The organism is Algoriphagus sp. SE2, assembly GCF_039563885.1.
Classification (GTDB): Bacteria; Bacteroidota; Bacteroidia; order Cytophagales; family Cyclobacteriaceae; genus Algoriphagus.
The window spans coordinates 368,590-383,357 of record NZ_JBCLWJ010000002.1; the positions used below are offsets into that span (position 1 = coordinate 368,590).

The 14,768-nt window shown below is 36.6% G+C and carries 13 protein-coding genes; 2 read left to right on the forward strand and 11 right to left on the reverse strand.

The window, feature by feature from the left end:
* Position 1: 1 nt before the first annotated feature.
* From AAGF08_RS03655 to AAGF08_RS03700, 10 genes are all read right to left on the reverse strand, one after another.
* Positions 2-262, reverse strand: coding sequence for an acyl-CoA-binding protein (locus AAGF08_RS03655; RefSeq protein WP_343509661.1), 261 nt, complete (start codon positions 260-262; stop codon positions 2-4).
* 114 nt (positions 263-376) lie between these two features.
* Positions 377-1,663, reverse strand: a complete 1,287-nt coding sequence (locus tag AAGF08_RS03660) for a citrate synthase (protein ID WP_343509662.1) — start codon at positions 1,661-1,663, stop codon at positions 377-379.
* A gap of 238 nt (positions 1,664-1,901) precedes the next feature.
* A complete protein-coding gene (locus AAGF08_RS03665; protein WP_343509664.1) occupies positions 1,902-2,324 on the reverse strand; it encodes a BrxA/BrxB family bacilliredoxin in 423 nt (140 codons plus the stop codon).
* Positions 2,325-2,348: 24 nt separating this feature from the next.
* The gene (locus AAGF08_RS03670) at positions 2,349-2,687 is read right to left on the reverse strand and encodes a DUF59 domain-containing protein (RefSeq protein WP_343509665.1); all 339 of its coding nucleotides are present in this window, start codon (positions 2,685-2,687) and stop codon (positions 2,349-2,351) included.
* Positions 2,688-2,689: 2 nt separating this feature from the next.
* A complete protein-coding gene (locus tag AAGF08_RS03675) occupies positions 2,690-3,121 on the reverse strand; it encodes a SufE family protein (RefSeq protein ID WP_343509666.1) in 432 nt (143 codons plus the stop codon).
* On the reverse strand, positions 3,118-4,341 hold the full coding sequence (locus AAGF08_RS03680; RefSeq protein ID WP_343509667.1) for a cysteine desulfurase: 1,224 nt from the start codon (positions 4,339-4,341) through the stop codon (positions 3,118-3,120). The genes AAGF08_RS03675 and AAGF08_RS03680 overlap by 4 nt, the downstream gene beginning before the upstream one ends.
* A gap of 7 nt (positions 4,342-4,348) precedes the next feature.
* A complete protein-coding gene (gene sufD / locus AAGF08_RS03685) occupies positions 4,349-5,617 on the reverse strand; it encodes a Fe-S cluster assembly protein SufD (RefSeq protein WP_343509668.1) in 1,269 nt (422 codons plus the stop codon).
* A 22-nt stretch (positions 5,618-5,639) separates the two neighbouring features.
* Positions 5,640-6,404: a Fe-S cluster assembly ATPase SufC gene (sufC, locus tag AAGF08_RS03690; protein ID WP_343509669.1), complete on the reverse strand. Its 765-nt coding sequence runs from the start codon at positions 6,402-6,404 to the stop codon at positions 5,640-5,642.
* 32 nt (positions 6,405-6,436) lie between these two features.
* A complete protein-coding gene (sufB, locus tag AAGF08_RS03695) occupies positions 6,437-7,882 on the reverse strand; it encodes a Fe-S cluster assembly protein SufB (RefSeq protein WP_343509670.1) in 1,446 nt (481 codons plus the stop codon).
* 241 nt (positions 7,883-8,123) lie between these two features.
* Positions 8,124-8,597, reverse strand: coding sequence for an Lrp/AsnC ligand binding domain-containing protein (locus AAGF08_RS03700; RefSeq protein WP_184496481.1), 474 nt, complete (start codon positions 8,595-8,597; stop codon positions 8,124-8,126).
* A gap of 555 nt (positions 8,598-9,152) precedes the next feature.
* Between AAGF08_RS03700 and AAGF08_RS03705 the strand changes: the two genes are divergently transcribed.
* A complete protein-coding gene (locus tag AAGF08_RS03705; RefSeq protein ID WP_343509671.1) occupies positions 9,153-11,069 on the forward strand; it encodes a M14 family metallopeptidase in 1,917 nt (638 codons plus the stop codon).
* Positions 11,070-11,075: 6 nt separating this feature from the next.
* On the forward strand, positions 11,076-13,892 hold the full coding sequence (locus AAGF08_RS03710) for a prolyl oligopeptidase family serine peptidase (protein ID WP_343509672.1): 2,817 nt from the start codon (positions 11,076-11,078) through the stop codon (positions 13,890-13,892).
* 42 nt (positions 13,893-13,934) lie between these two features.
* Here the strand turns inward: AAGF08_RS03710 and AAGF08_RS03715 are convergent, their stop codons facing one another.
* A complete protein-coding gene (locus AAGF08_RS03715) occupies positions 13,935-14,729 on the reverse strand; it encodes a thymidylate synthase (RefSeq protein WP_343509673.1) in 795 nt (264 codons plus the stop codon).
* Positions 14,730-14,768 lie beyond the last annotated feature (39 nt).

A 14,768-nucleotide genomic window follows, 5' to 3' on the forward strand; every position in this document is an offset into this window, starting at 1 on the left:
TTTAAAGATGAGCTTCTGAAAGTTTTTCTACCAACTGGATGTATTCTTCTTCGGCTTCTTCTTTGGATTTTCCCTTATAGCTCATCCAACTATTATATTTTGCTGCTGCTTTAAAATCAAATCCACCAGGCCTTTCACCTACATTATCACCTTCTGTGGCTTGTTTATAAAGCCCGTATAATTTTAATAAATCTTCATTTGAAGGCTTCCTTGTGAATTTTTTGGTTAACGAAACTGCCTGTTCCAAATTTTCTGGTTTCATAAAAAATCTTGTTTGGTTTTTTTACCAAATATGCAGCTATTTTTATTTTAATCTATCTGAAAACAATAAAAGCCAGCATTTTTGCTGGCTTTTATTAAGAGGTTAAAATAAGAATTAACGCTTATTCATTGAAACATAATCTCTTTCATTTGCTCCTACATATATTTGTCTCGGTCTTCCAATTGGCTCACCATTTTCACGCATTTCTTTCCATTGGGCGATCCATCCCGGAAGTCTACCAAGAGCAAACATCACAGTAAACATATCAGTTGGGATTCCCAATGCTCTATAAATAATTCCAGAATAGAAGTCTACATTTGGATAAAGCTTTCTATCTATAAAATACTGATCATTTAAAGCTGCATGTTCTAGCTCTTTAGCTATATCCAATACAGGATCATTAACTCCTAGTTTTCCTAAAACATCATCAGCTGCTTTCTTAATGATTCTAGCTCTCGGATCAAAGTTTTTATAAACTCTGTGTCCAAAGCCCATCAATCTGAATGGATCGTTTTTGTCTTTTGCTTTGTCTAGATATTTTTTCGCATCGCCACCATCTGCTTTGATAGCTTCCAGCATTTCAATTACAGATTGGTTAGCACCGCCATGTAAAGGACCCCAAAGGGCATTAATGCCAGCAGAAATTGAAGCATAGATACTAGCTTGAGAAGACCCTACAATTCTGACAGTAGAAGTAGAACAGTTTTGCTCATGATCTGCGTGCAAGATCAATAATTTGTCTAATGCAGCAGAAACCACCGGGTCAACATCATATTTTTCCGCAGGAAGCGCAAACATCATTTTTAGGAAGTTTGAACAATAATCCAATGAATTGTCAGGATAATTAACAGGATGTCCAACTTCATTTTTGTATGCCCAGGCTGCAAAAGTTGGCATCTTGGCCAAAAGCCGAATAATGCTCATATTGACTTCTTCATCACTTCTGTTGGGATTTAAGGAGTCAGGATAAAAAGCAGTTAGGGAACAAATCAAAGAGGATAATACCCCCATTGGATGAGCATTTGAAGGAAAACCTTCTAATATTTTTTTAATATCCTCATGAACTAATGTGTGATGAGTAATTTCTTTTGAAAAAGACTCATATTCTGATTGGCTAGGCAATTCACCATAGATCAATAAATATGCTACCTCAAGAAAAGAAGATTTTTCTGCAAGGTCCTCTATTTTATATCCTCTGTAGCGAAGAATACCTTCTTCACCATCTAAAAATGTAATTGCACTAGTTGTAGAACCAGTATTTTTAAATCCTGGATCAAGGGTGATTAATCCAGATGCTCCTCTGAGCTTTGCAATATCAATTGCAGATTCATTTTCTGTTCCAGTAATTACCGGAAATTCATACTCTTGTCCATTAAAGGACAACTTGGCGGATTCTGACATATAACAGGTTTGTTTGGATTGCTCTAAAGAAAAAACTTATTTTTCGGGTTTAAGTTACTAAAAGCAGCTTATTTTTTAGGAGATATTTGTTTTAAGGGAGATATAATTCTCCGATTATTTGATAAACAGACATAAAAGGACTCTAAAATTGTTAAAATTCCAATAATTAACAGTGTCAATTTTAGAAATTAGGAGAGCTTTTGATTATGTAAAAAAAAAGCCCCGGAGGGCTTTCTTATCAGGCACAAAAGTGCTCAAAAACTTCTACTAGATGGTCTCCAATCATTTTAGCATTTCTGCCTTCAATATGATGACGCTCGATAAAGTGCACTAACTCACCATCTTTGAATAAAGCCATAGCTGGTGAAGAAGGAGGGTAAGGAAGGACTAGTTCTCTAAACTTGTCAACTGCTTCGCGATCATTTCCCGCAAATACAGTTCCTAGTACATCTGGCTTAACTTTCGAATGTTCTAATGCATATTTTACTCCTGGTCTAGCAGCTCCAGCTGCACAACCACATACTGAATTGACAACAACGAAAGTTGTTCCTTTTTGGTCCGGGCCTAATTTGTCAGCAACTATTTCTGCTGTTCTAAATTCCTCAAACCCCTCATTAGAAAGCTCTGCTCGCATTGGAGCAATTAATTCTTCTGGATACATATTTTTTACTTTTAATAGTTCTATTTATAAAAAACCTAATTCTAGCTTTGCTGCCTCAGACATCATATCCTGCGAATAAGGAGGATCAAATGTTAATTCTACCTCTACATTATTTACTCCTTGAATCTGCTGGATTTTGTCTTTTACTTCTGAAGGAATAAATTCAGCAGAAGGACAATTTGGAGATGTTAATGTCATCAAAACATAAACATTGTTAACGGGATAGATGGTGATTTCATAAATCAAACCCAATTCATAAACATCAACTGGAATTTCTGGATCATAAACCTGTTTAATAGAAGTAACCACTTTCTCCTTCAACCCTGTAATTTGTCCAACACTGGTTTTGTTTTCAGTTTCCATGCTTAAGCGTTTTGCTTCGTTTGAAATGCCAAGGCATATAATTTCATTTGCTTTATCATTGCAGCCAATCCATTTGATCTTTGACTTCCAATAATTCCTCCCATTCCAATTTTGTGAATAAAATCAAGATCTGCTGAAATTATTTCCTGTGGAGTTCTGTCATTTAAAACTCTGATTAGCAAAGAAATAAGCCCTTTAGTAATATCTGTATTGGAATCAGCTTGATAATGAACTTTCCCATCTTTTTCATCTGCAATCAACCAAACTTTAGATTGACAACCTTTGATTATGTTTTCTTCAATTTGTTCTTTTTCGGGAAATTTCTCTAATCCACCTCCTAGCTCCATGATATAGAAAATAGTACTTTCCTTATCATCCCCAAGGATTTCAAATTCACTGATTATCTCGTTTTGAACTTCTTGAATACTGCTCATTTATTCTTTATTCTAGCAATTTGGGCAACAGCCTCAGCTAATTTCTCTATTTCTAATTTGGAATTGTAAACAGCAAAGGATGCCCTAACAGTTCCCTCAAGACCAAGTCTTTTCATTAAAGGTTGTGTACAATGATGCCCAGTTCTAACTGCAATACCTTTTGCGTCTAGCATCATCCCGACATCAAAAGGATGCATCTCTTTTATATTGAAGGAGAGGACACTTACCTTGTTAGATGCTGTTCCAACAGGAATAAAACCTTTAATAGGTTCAAGCAATTGATTTGCATAAGCCAGAAGTTCATCCTCATGACTTTTGATATACTTCTTCCCTAGTTGTTGAATAAAATCCAATGCATATTTAAATGCAATTACATCTCCGATATTAGGAGTTCCCGCCTCGAATTTAAATGGGATTTCGTTGTAGGTGGTTTTTTCAAAAGATACTTCTTTGATCATTTCTCCTCCACCCTGATAAGGAGGCATTTCCTCGAAAAGTTCTCTTTTGCCATACAAAATTCCCAATCCTGTAGGTCCATAAAGCTTATGAGCTGAAAATGCTAGAAAATCACAATCTAGAGTCTTTACATCTATTTCCAAATGGTTAGTAGATTGGGCACCATCCAAAAGAACTTTAGCGCCTACCGAATGTGCAGCTTCTATAATTCTTTCCACCGGGTTGATTGTTCCCAGTGCATTTGAAGCGTGTACAATGCTTACTAATTTAGTTTTTGGAGAGAGTAACTTTTCGTATTCTTCGAATAAAATTTCTCCAGCTTCGTTGATTGGGATGATTTTTAGAACTGCTCCCTTTTCTTCACAAAGCATCTGCCATGGGACAATATTGGAATGGTGTTCTAAAGTGGAAATAATGATTTCATCGCCTGCACTAATAAATTTCCTGCCAAAAGTACTGGCAACTAAATTGATACTCTCCGTTGTGCCTTTGGTGAAAATTATTTCTGCAGATTCATTCGCATTGATAAACTTCTGAACTGCCTCTCTGGTTTTTTCAAAGTATCCGGTGGATCTGTCTGCTAATGCATGGGCCCCACGATGAATATTTGCATTATCATGATAATAATATCGGGATAATGAATCGATTACAGACTGAGGCTTTTGAGTGGTTGCTGCATTATCAAAATAGACCAAAGGCTTCCCATGTACCTCTTGATGAAGAATAGGGAATGATTGTCTAATTTTTTCAATTGCGTTATCCATTAAGGTTTTAGAATTTACTACCTAGTCTTTCCTGTACTAAGTTGATGCAATATTCCCTAAAGCTTTCATTTTCAATATGCTCTAGAACTTCACCTGCAAAAGCAAATAAGAGTAAACCTTTTGCTTGAATTTTATCAATACCGCGAGCTTGCAAATAAAATAATGCTTCTTCGTCTAATTGTCCGGTAGTACATCCATGAGAACATTTCACATCATCAGCCCATATTTCTAGCTGTGGTTTGGTGTTTACAGTTGCATCATTGGACAACAGAATGTTATTGTTTTGCTGAAATGCATTTGTTTTTTGAGCGTCCTGTCTTACAAATATTTTACCATTGAATACTCCTCTTGATTGATCAGCCAATATGCCTTTATATAGTTCATTTGATTCAGCATGAGGAATGGTATGATCTACATTGGTATGATTATCCACATGAGTTTTCCCATTCAAAAGATAAATACCATACATATTCCCTTCAGAATTACTTCCTAAAAGGTTCAGGCTAAGGTTATTTCTAACCATTTCTCCTGAAAGTGAAAGGGTAACTGATGTGAAGCGCGAATCTTGAAGGAGATTTGTTTCAATATTACTTACCTCAAAAGCATTTTCACCTTCGTTTTGAACTCGATAGTATCTAATCTGCGAGTTTAACCCACCTTTAACCTCTGAAACTAGGTTGACAAAATATGGTTTATCGCTTTTATTAATACTGTGAGAAATAAAGGTTACTTCAGCAAAGTCTCCTGCTTCAATCCATATCCTTGGTGAAATAATTTCACCTTCATTTGCTTTGTTAAAAGAAAGAAGGAGAATGGGCTTTTCGACAACTTCTTTTTTAGGAATACTTATAAAAACACCGCCATCAAAGGAAGCTTGGTTTAATGCCGCGAATGCATCTTTTTCAACTTTAGCAATGCTTCCAATAGGTGTTTCGGGTTTTTCGCTTAAAGAAGAGAAATCTAGATTATTAATATCAAGGCAGCGGTTTTTGAGAAGATGCCCATTTGAAAAGACCAAAACAGCCCCTTCAAATCCTTGGGGAATTACCTCTCTCACTTCTTCTTCACTTAAATCAAAAGGCTTTGCAGCATTTAAATTTGAAAGTGACTGCTCAAGCTTCTTGGTTATTGCAGTAAACTTATATTCTTCAGATTTGAGGGTAGGAAGGCCTTGACTTAGAAAACTGGCTTTTCCTTCTTCTCTGGATTTTTCAAATCCGACAAAAGAAGATTCCAAAAATCCTTCAAATAGATTTTGTTTAATCAGGGTACTCATGTTGTTGGGGTTGATGCGGGTATCAGACAGTTGCTTCAGAATCTATGGCTTCCTTTATCCAATCATAGCCTTTTTCTTCAAGTTCTAATGCCAAGTCTTTTGTGCCAGACTTGACGATTCTACCTTTGTAAAGAACATGGACAAAATCGGGAACAATGTAGTCCAATAAACGCTGGTAGTGAGTTACTACGATAGTTGCATTATCTTTAGACTTTAATTGATTCACACCATTTGAAACAATTCTCAATGCATCTATATCAAGTCCTGAATCAGTTTCGTCAAGGATAGAAAGGGTAGGATCGAGCATTGCCATCTGGAAGATTTCGTTTCGTTTCTTTTCCCCGCCAGAAAAACCTTCGTTAAGAGATCGGCTTAAAAGCTTTTGGTCAATCTCTACCAACTTCATCTTCTCTTTCATCATGGTAAGAAACTTGACAGCATCCAAAGCCTCAAGTCCTCTATATTCTCTTACCTGATTTACAGCTGTCCTCAGAAAGTTTGTTGAGCTTACCCCAGGGATTTCTACTGGATATTGAAAAGCAAGAAATACACCTTCTCTAGCACGATCCTCAGGCGCAAGTTCTAAAAGATCTTTGCCTTTGAAAATGACTTCTCCTTCTGTAACCTCATATTCTTCTCTTCCTGCTAAAACTGATGCTAAAGTTGATTTGCCAGAACCATTCGGTCCCATAATTGCATGAATTTCACCAGCCTTTACTTCCAAATTGATACCTCTCAGAATAGGAGTTCCTTCAATGGAGGCATGCAGATTTTTTATACTTAACATATTCGTCTTAAACTTTCAATTTTAATTTAAACTTACCCTACAGATCCCTCTAATGTCAGAGCCAGTAGCTTTTGTGCTTCTACAGCAAATTCCATTGGTAATTGGTTCAATACTTCTTTTGCATAACCATTCACAATTAATGCAACAGCATCTTCTGTAGATATTCCTCTTTGGTTACAATAGAATAATTGATCTTCACCTATTTTGGAAGTAGTTGCTTCGTGCTCGACTTTAGCAGAAGAATTATTAATATCTATATAAGGGAAAGTATGTGCGCCGCACTTATCTCCCATTAACAAAGAATCACATTGTGAAAAGTTTCTGGCGTTGTCTGCCCTTTTCATCACTTGCACTTGACCTCTGTATGAGTTTTGTGATTTACCAGCAGAAATACCTTTTGATACGATTCTTGATTTGGTGTTTTTACCGATATGAATCATTTTCGTTCCTGTATCAGCCTGCTGAAAATTGTTCGTAACCGCTACAGAATAAAATTCTCCGATGGAATGATCACCTTTAAGAATACAAGAAGGGTATTTCCAGGTGACGGCTGAACCTGTTTCAACTTGTGTCCAGGAAATTTTAGAATAGTCGCCTGCACAAATACCTCTCTTAGTAACAAAATTATAAATACCGCCTTTCCCATTTTTATCTCCAGGGAACCAATTTTGAACGGTAGAATATTTTACTTCTGCATTTTTGGCAGCATAAATTTCTACTACTGCAGCATGAAGTTGATTTTCATCTCTCTGTGGAGCAGTACAACCTTCTAAGTAAGACACGTAGGCCTCATCTTCAGCTACTATCAGAGTCCTTTCGAATTGGCCGGTGTTTGCAGCATTGATTCTAAAGTAAGTTGAAAGCTCCATCGGACATCTTACTCCTTTTGGAATGTAGCAAAATGATCCGTCAGAAAATACCGCTGAATTCAAAGCCGCGTAGTAATTGTCAGTCATAGGTACAACCGAGCCCAAATACTTTTTAACCAAAGCCGGATGCTCTTTTACTGCTTCGCTAAATGAGCAAAAAATTATTCCTAATTTTGATAATGTTGCTTTGAAAGTTGTCCCAACAGAAACTGAATCAAGAACAGCGTCAACTGCAATACCTTGGAGTTTTTTCTGTTCGTTAAGATTAATACCCAATCTTTCATAAATCTGAAGTAACTCTGGATCCACTTCATCCAAAGACTTCGGTTTATTACTTTGTTTTGGTGCTGAATAATATCTCAGACTTTGTAGGTCAATTTTAGGATAAGTGACATTTGCCCAAGATGGCTCAGCCATAGTTTTCCAAGCTTTGAAAGCTTTTAATCTCCATTCAAGTAACCATAGGGGTTCTTCTTTTTTGGTAGAGATCCACTTTATTATATCTTCATTGAGTCCGAGTGGTGCTTCATCTGCCTCATAATTAACAGACCAGCCGTGTTCGTACTCTTTGGAGGTAAATTCTTCTAAAATCTGATTGTCTTTGCTCATATTAGCTAAGTTATTTAGACTAATTACATTTTAACTGCGAAGGTACAACATATAATGAAAAAAATATGTTCAGAACTATTCGAAAATTCTATGATAAATAAATTATTTCGATCGAAAGTCCAGTTCTGAGGCGTTTTCGAGGATTTAGGACAAAAAAAAAGTGCTGATCAAACAGCACATTTTTTTTTATAAATCTCAAAAAACCTAGATTTTTATTTATTTGGATTTAATCCAAATAGAGTTATTTCTCTTTATCAAAGAATTGTATTGGCCTATTAATACTCTCTTCTAAAACGATTAATGTTTCAGTTCGATCTATTCCGTCCACTTTTTGGATATTGTCTAAAACCAACCTTAAATGATTGGTATCTCTACAAATAATTTTGGCGAATATCGAATAGTTCCCAGTTGTATAATAAGCGCTTACTACTTCAGAAATAGTCTTGAGTTTTTCGATCACATTATCATAAAGCGAACTTTTCTCAAGATAGATCCCTAAGAAGGCGGATATATCATAGCCTAGTTTTGAGAAATCAATATTTAGAGTGGCGCTTTTGACGATTCCCATATCCTCTAATTTTTTCATGCGTACGTGAACCGTACCAGATGATACAAAAACCTTTTTTGCGATTTCTGTGTAGGGAGTCTTCGCATCCTCATTTAAAAGTGAGATGATTTTAAGGTCTATGTTGTCGATATCTAAAATTTTATCCATTTTCCTTTGTTGGATTTAGATGATTTTTAATGAATGTGCCTGTAAATTAGAGGTTCTTCAAAAAATACCAAAATTTTTTTTTCAATTTGTAATTGAAATCAAAATCTGTTTACTTTGAAGTTCATATAAATAGCATGTTATTATTTGGTAATTATATGAAATGTTCAAATTTTAATTGGTTGTTACTAAAAACTCCAAATCTTTGAGCGTTAATCAATCGAAACTTTTAATCTCTAAAGTTATATTTGGGTTTATATTCTGAAAAAGGTCTTGCTTATGGCAGGACTTTTTTATTTAATTTTCTCTAAGTATGATAAGAATGGATATTTCAACTCGTGGGTATTCTTTTTTCATTTTGATCAAGTTGGATTGATACGTTTATAAAATTTTCATCTTTATTCTTTGATCATGAGATTCTCAAGGATAAATAAAAATGGCGCTAATCTCCATTTGGATTTCTGTTTTCTCTATGATAAAATTTTTATTTCCCCTTTTTTTTGAGCGGTTATGTGGATTGTAATGACTCTATTTATTTTGAGCAAAAGAACCATTACGATGAAAAAAACCTTAGTATTTATAATCTTAACTGCTTTTTCAGTTTCTGCACACTCTCAAGTTAAGTCTTTTAGCCCAGAGAAGACGTTTCCTGAAGATAATCCCGATTCTAAATTTTACACTGTATCTGGAGAAAGACATGGACCATCTTTTTTTAAAAAATTCACTTTTCCAGAAGTAGAATATAGTCCTGGAGAAACACTCGACTTTGATCATTATCATACCGTTGAAGTGATGTACCACTGGTATTCCGCATGGGCCGAAAAATATCCGGATATCGTAGATGTCTATGAAGTAGGAAAATCCTTTGAAGGAAGGCCTATTCTTCAAATGACGATTACAAATAAAGAGACTGGAAAGGATACTGAAAAGCCAGCCGCCTATTTTGAAGGAGGTCGGCATTCAGGGGAAATTACTTCTAGTGAGTCTATACTTTGGCTTACAAAGCATATTTTGGAAAATTATGGAAATGACCAGGAGATCACAGAGCTGGTAGACACAAAAGCTATTTACCTGAGACCGCAAAATAATCCTGATGGATCCAATCTATATCTAAGAACCGAACAAAGAAATAGAAGTACTGTTAAACCTCATGATAATGACCGGGATGGCTTATTGGATGAAGATCCTGAGGAGGATTTGGATGGAGACGGTATAATTTATCAAATGAGGAAAAAAGCAATTACGCCTGAGGAGAAAAAGAAAGCCAACTTTATAATAAATCCAGAAGACCCAAGTCAAAAATTAATGAAAAGGACTTTTCCTGGAAAAGGTGAATATTTGGTTTATACAGAAGGCTATGATAATGATGGCGATGGTTCTTATAATGAAGATGGTATTGGGGGTTTAGATTTGCATAGAAATTATCCTGAAAATTGGCGTCCTGATATAGGAGGTGATTTAACAGGAAGGGGATATACTCAATATGGAGCTGGTGAATTTCCTATGAGTGAAGTTGAATCCCGAGCCACCGTCCTCTGGGTTCTGAGTCATCCTAATATTTCTGTAGTAAACTCTATGGATACGCGAGTTCCTATGCATTTAAGAGCTCCTTCTACTTCTAAGGCTGAAGAAAGAATGTATCCAAAAGATTTGGCGATATATAAAGAGATGGATCAGCTGGGACTTTCCTTTACAGCTTACCCATGGGCAGGGGATGTCTATGAAACGTATGCCACTCGATATAAAGTAAATAGAATGACCGGTGACCCCTTGAAACCAACTCCTCTTTTTGGCCATGGTCCTGATTTTGGCTATTTCTATTATGGTAGCATTTGGTATGGAGATGAGCTTTGGAATAATGGAGCCATGAAAGATTATAATGGTGATGGTATTTATGATGATTTTGATGGCTTAAGATGGGACGAAGAGGCGAATGAGGGAAAAGGTTTCAAATCTTGGACTCCCTTCAATCATCCTGTTTTAGGAGAGGTAGAAATTGGCGGTTTTCATCCTAAGTTTTTTGGACAAAACGGTCCGACTTGGCAATTAGAAGACTGGGCTAAAAAACAAGCGTTATTTAATCTTACCATGGCAAAAAGGCTTCCTCAGTTAACTATTTCTTCTATTGATGTATCCAATCTAGGTAATGGCGAATTTGAAATTTCTTTGGATTGGACAAACGTGGGTGGGTTGCCAGTGGCTCTTGAACAGGCAAAACTTGTAAAAATTGTACAGGAAGATCGGGTATCTCTGAGTTTTGATAAGGAACTAACAGAGGGATATGAAAACGCTAAAGTCCAGATAATTAGTCCTGAGTTATACGATAAAACTATCTATGCTGGATATACTGAGGTGGGAGAGAAGAAATCAGTGACTTTTAAAGTTAAAGTAAATACTGATCAGGAGGTGAAAGGGAAAATCAGACTGTCATCCACTAGAGGTGGTTATTTTGAAAAAGAATTTACGTTAAAATAAAAAATCATGCTTAAAAAAGTAGCATTAGTTTATTTTCTCTGTTTTGCCTTCCTTATTTCAATTTCGGAAGCTCAACAAAAGAGATCCTTAAATCATTCTGATTATGATGGTTGGGAAAGCCTCAGATCCGGAAAAATAACCAAAGATGGCCTTTGGGTAGGATACCAAATTTCCCCTCAAGACGGAGATGGACGTGTTGAATTGTTTTCTTATAAAAACCCAGAAAACAAATTTGTGATTCCCAGAGGCTCAGGTTATGAATTTACCGCAGATAATGCTTTCGCAGTAGGGAAAATTGTGCCTCAGGAAGATACTGTTCATTTGCTCAAAGTGAAAAAGACCAAAAAAGATGACATGCCGAAGGACAGTCTTTTTATTTATCAGATGAGTACTAGCAAACTGGAGAAATTTCCTAATGTGAAATCATTTGATACTCCTACGGAAAAAGGGAGTTGGATTGCAATCCTATTTGAAAAAGAAAAACCTGCGAAAAAAGATTCTGCAGATTCAACTGCAAAAGCGGAAAAGCCAAAGAAAACCGACGGTACAAAATTATTGGTTCGAAGTCTTGATGGAAGTAAATCTTTTGAATTTGAAAGAGTGAAATCATATGGATTCGCTCCAAATGGGGATTACCTTCATTTTGAACTGGACAAAGAAGATACCTTGGACAATGCGGCTATACATATTTTGGATTTAGAATCTGGTGAGAGCAAGACGATCCATGAAGGAATGACTTCCTACACGATGAATAGATTTTCTCCCCAATCGAAGTATTTGGCATTTCTTACTTCAGATGATTCAACAAAAGCCAAAAAACCACACTATCAACTTCAGCTTTATGATGTAAAAGCTGGTAATTTGAAACAATTGGCAGATGAAACCGCAGCGGGAATTTTAGAGGGTGGAAGGATCAGTGAAAATGGTTCGCTTAAATTTTCAGAAGATGAAACTAGATTGTTTTTTGGATCGGCACCAGATTATATAGACTATCCATATGAGGATGATAGTACTATTTTGGAGGATGAAAGGCCAAGACTTGATATTTGGGGTTGGCAAGATTCTCAAATTCAGCCCATGCAATTGAAACAAAAATCGAGAGAAGAAAGCAGATCCTACCTTGCCACTATTGATCTATCTACCGGAAAGATTGCTCAATTAGAAACACCGGATATTGAAGATGTAAGGCTAGAGAATAAAGTGACCAGAGACTTTGGATTGGGAACCACAAATGCACCTTATGAAAGAAATTACAGCTGGGATATTCAGATTGGAAGGGATGTCTATTTGGTAGATTTCAAAGACGGTTCCAAAAAATTGATTGAAAAAGAAATGTCCGGATTCCCAAGTATTTCCCCGGGAGGAAAATATGTTTACTGGTATGGAAGCACTGATAGCACTTGGTATGCATATGATATAGAGACTGAGAAAAAGATAGATTTAACAGCAGGAATTGACGTGCCCTTCTACGAAGAACTACATGATTCTCCTTCTCTTCCCGGAAGCTATGGAACTAGTGGTTGGTTGGATAATGATGCGGCTATCCTGATTAATGATAGATTTGATATTTGGAAAATTGATCCTAAAAACCCTGGAACGGCAACCAATATTACTTTGGGCGAGGGCAGGAAAAACAACATGGTTTATCGGGTGGAAAACTTGGACAGGGATGTTTTAAGTATTGACCCGAAATCCACTCTGATTTTGAGTGCATTCAATGAAATGAGGAAAGAATCTGGTTTTTACAAAACTATGGTTGATTCGAAAACTGCACCTCAAAAACTGATTTTTACTCCAAACAGATATTATGGATTGACCAAAGCCAAAAATGTAGATCATGTGTTTCTTCAGAGATCGACTTACGTGGAAAATCCTGATTTGTATCTAACGGATTTGACATTTAAAAATCTGAAGAAAGTCTCTGATTTAAATCCTCAACAAGTAAATATTAATTGGGGAACATCCGAGCTGGTTTCCTATTTGGCGAATGATGGGACACCTTTACAAGGAATTCTTTTCAAACCGGAAAACTTTGACCCGAATAAGAAATATCCAATGATGGTGTATTTCTATGAGAGAAGTAGCGATGGTTTGTATTCCTACAGATCACCTGCACCAAGTGCTTCTACAATTAATATTCCTTATTTCGTAAGTAATGAATACCTGGTTTTTGTTCCCGATATCAAATATGATTTGGGCTTGCCAGGACCAAGTGCATATAACTGTATCATTCCGGGAGTTCAGTCTGTGGTAGCCAAAGGTTTTGTAGATGCAGATAATATGGCCATACAGGGTCAAAGTTGGGGTGGTTATCAGGTTGCTTATCTGATTACCCAAACAAATATGTTTAAAGCTGCTGGGGCAGGTGCACCCGTAGTAAACATGACTTCTGCTTATGGAGGTATTCGTTGGGGGACAGGTATGAGCCGCATGTTCCAATATGAACAAACACAATCAAGGATCGGCGGAACGCTTTGGCAGAAGCCTCTTTATTACATAGAAAATTCTCCACTGTTTTTCATGGATCGGGTAGAAACTCCTGTTTTGATCATGCACAATGATGAAGATGGAGCAGTTCCATGGTATCAGGGCATCGAAATGTTTATGGCTTTGAAAAGATTGAATAAGCCTGCTTGGTTACTTCAGTACAATGGTGAGGACCATAACTTGAGACAAAGAAGAAACAGAAAGGACTTGTCTATGCGACTGAGTCAATTCTTTGACCATTATTTGAAAGGAGCGCCAGCACCACTTTGGATGACTGAAGGTTTGCCGGCAGTTGAAAAAGGAAAAACACTTAAATACGAGTTAAACGAAAATTAATTAAAAAAGGGCCTGCATTTAAATGCAGGCCCTTTTTTAATTTTAAACAGCTACAGCAGCTTTGATGTGTGGATGTGGATCGTATCCGACTAATTCAAAATCTTCCAGTTTAAAGGAAAAAATATCTTTCACCTCAGGATTGATCTTCATTTTTGGTAAAGGTCTCAATTCTCTACTTAACTGTAATTCGGCCTGCTCGATGTGATTAGAATATAAATGGGCATCTCCAAACGTGTGCACAAAATCGCCAAGCTCCAAATCACAAACCTGAGCGATCATCATGGTGAAGAGCGCGTAGGAGGCAATATTAAATGGGACGCCTAAAAACACATCAGCACTTCTTTGATAGAGCTGGCAGGAAAGTTTGCCATCAGCAACATAAAATTGGAAAATTGTATGACAAGGAGGTAAAGCCATTTGGTCAACATCAGCCACGTTCCAAGCACTAACAATATGTCTTCTGCTATCAGGCTTAGTTTTGATCTGGTGAATAAGGTTTTTGATTTGATCAATTTCTCCGCCTTTCCCATCTGGCCAATGTCTCCACTGATATCCATAAACTGGTCCTAAATCCCCATTTTCATCAGCCCATTCATCCCAAATAGAAACTTTATTTTCCTTTAGATAGGCTATGTTGGAATCTCCCCTTAAAAACCAAAGAAGTTCAACGATAATGGATCTTAAATGGAGCTTTTTGGTTGTTACCAATGGGAATCCCTCAGAAAGGTTGAATCGCATTTGATGACCAAAAATGCTTCGGGTTCCCGTTCCTGTTCGATCTCCTTTTATGGCTCCTTCATCAAGGATTTTTCTCATTAAATCGTGATACTGCTTCATTTAATTTATAGGCTTTACTTTAGTCGCAATTTAGTCAGT

Bases quoted from the DNA above. Each gene is read 5' to 3' on its own strand.
- AAGF08_RS03675 (WP_343509666.1), bottom strand. From the start codon at position 3,121: ATGAGCAGTATTCAAGAAGTTCAAAACGAGATAATCAGTGAATTTGAA.
- sufD (WP_343509668.1), bottom strand. From the start codon at position 5,617: ATGAGTACCCTGATTAAACAAAATCTATTTGAAGGATTTTTGGAATCT.
- AAGF08_RS03665 (WP_343509664.1), bottom strand. From the start codon at position 2,324: ATGTATCCAGAAGAATTAATTGCTCCAATGCGAGCAGAGCTTTCTAAT.
- sufB (WP_343509670.1), bottom strand. From the start codon at position 7,882: ATGAGCAAAGACAATCAGATTTTAGAAGAATTTACCTCCAAAGAGTAC.
- AAGF08_RS03680 (WP_343509667.1), bottom strand. From the start codon at position 4,341: ATGGATAACGCAATTGAAAAAATTAGACAATCATTCCCTATTCTTCAT.
- AAGF08_RS03710 (WP_343509672.1), top strand. From the start codon at position 11,076: ATGCTTAAAAAAGTAGCATTAGTTTATTTTCTCTGTTTTGCCTTCCTT.
- AAGF08_RS03655 (WP_343509661.1), bottom strand. From the start codon at position 262: ATGAAACCAGAAAATTTGGAACAGGCAGTTTCGTTAACCAAAAAATTC.
- sufC (WP_343509669.1), bottom strand. From the start codon at position 6,404: ATGTTAAGTATAAAAAATCTGCATGCCTCCATTGAAGGAACTCCTATT.
- AAGF08_RS03705 (WP_343509671.1), top strand. From the start codon at position 9,153: ATGAAAAAAACCTTAGTATTTATAATCTTAACTGCTTTTTCAGTTTCT.
- AAGF08_RS03715 (WP_343509673.1), bottom strand. From the start codon at position 14,729: ATGAAGCAGTATCACGATTTAATGAGAAAAATCCTTGATGAAGGAGCC.
- AAGF08_RS03700 (WP_184496481.1), bottom strand. From the start codon at position 8,597: ATGGATAAAATTTTAGATATCGACAACATAGACCTTAAAATCATCTCA.
- AAGF08_RS03660 (WP_343509662.1), bottom strand. From the start codon at position 1,663: ATGTCAGAATCCGCCAAGTTGTCCTTTAATGGACAAGAGTATGAATTT.
- AAGF08_RS03670 (WP_343509665.1), bottom strand. From the start codon at position 2,687: ATGGAAACTGAAAACAAAACCAGTGTTGGACAAATTACAGGGTTGAAG.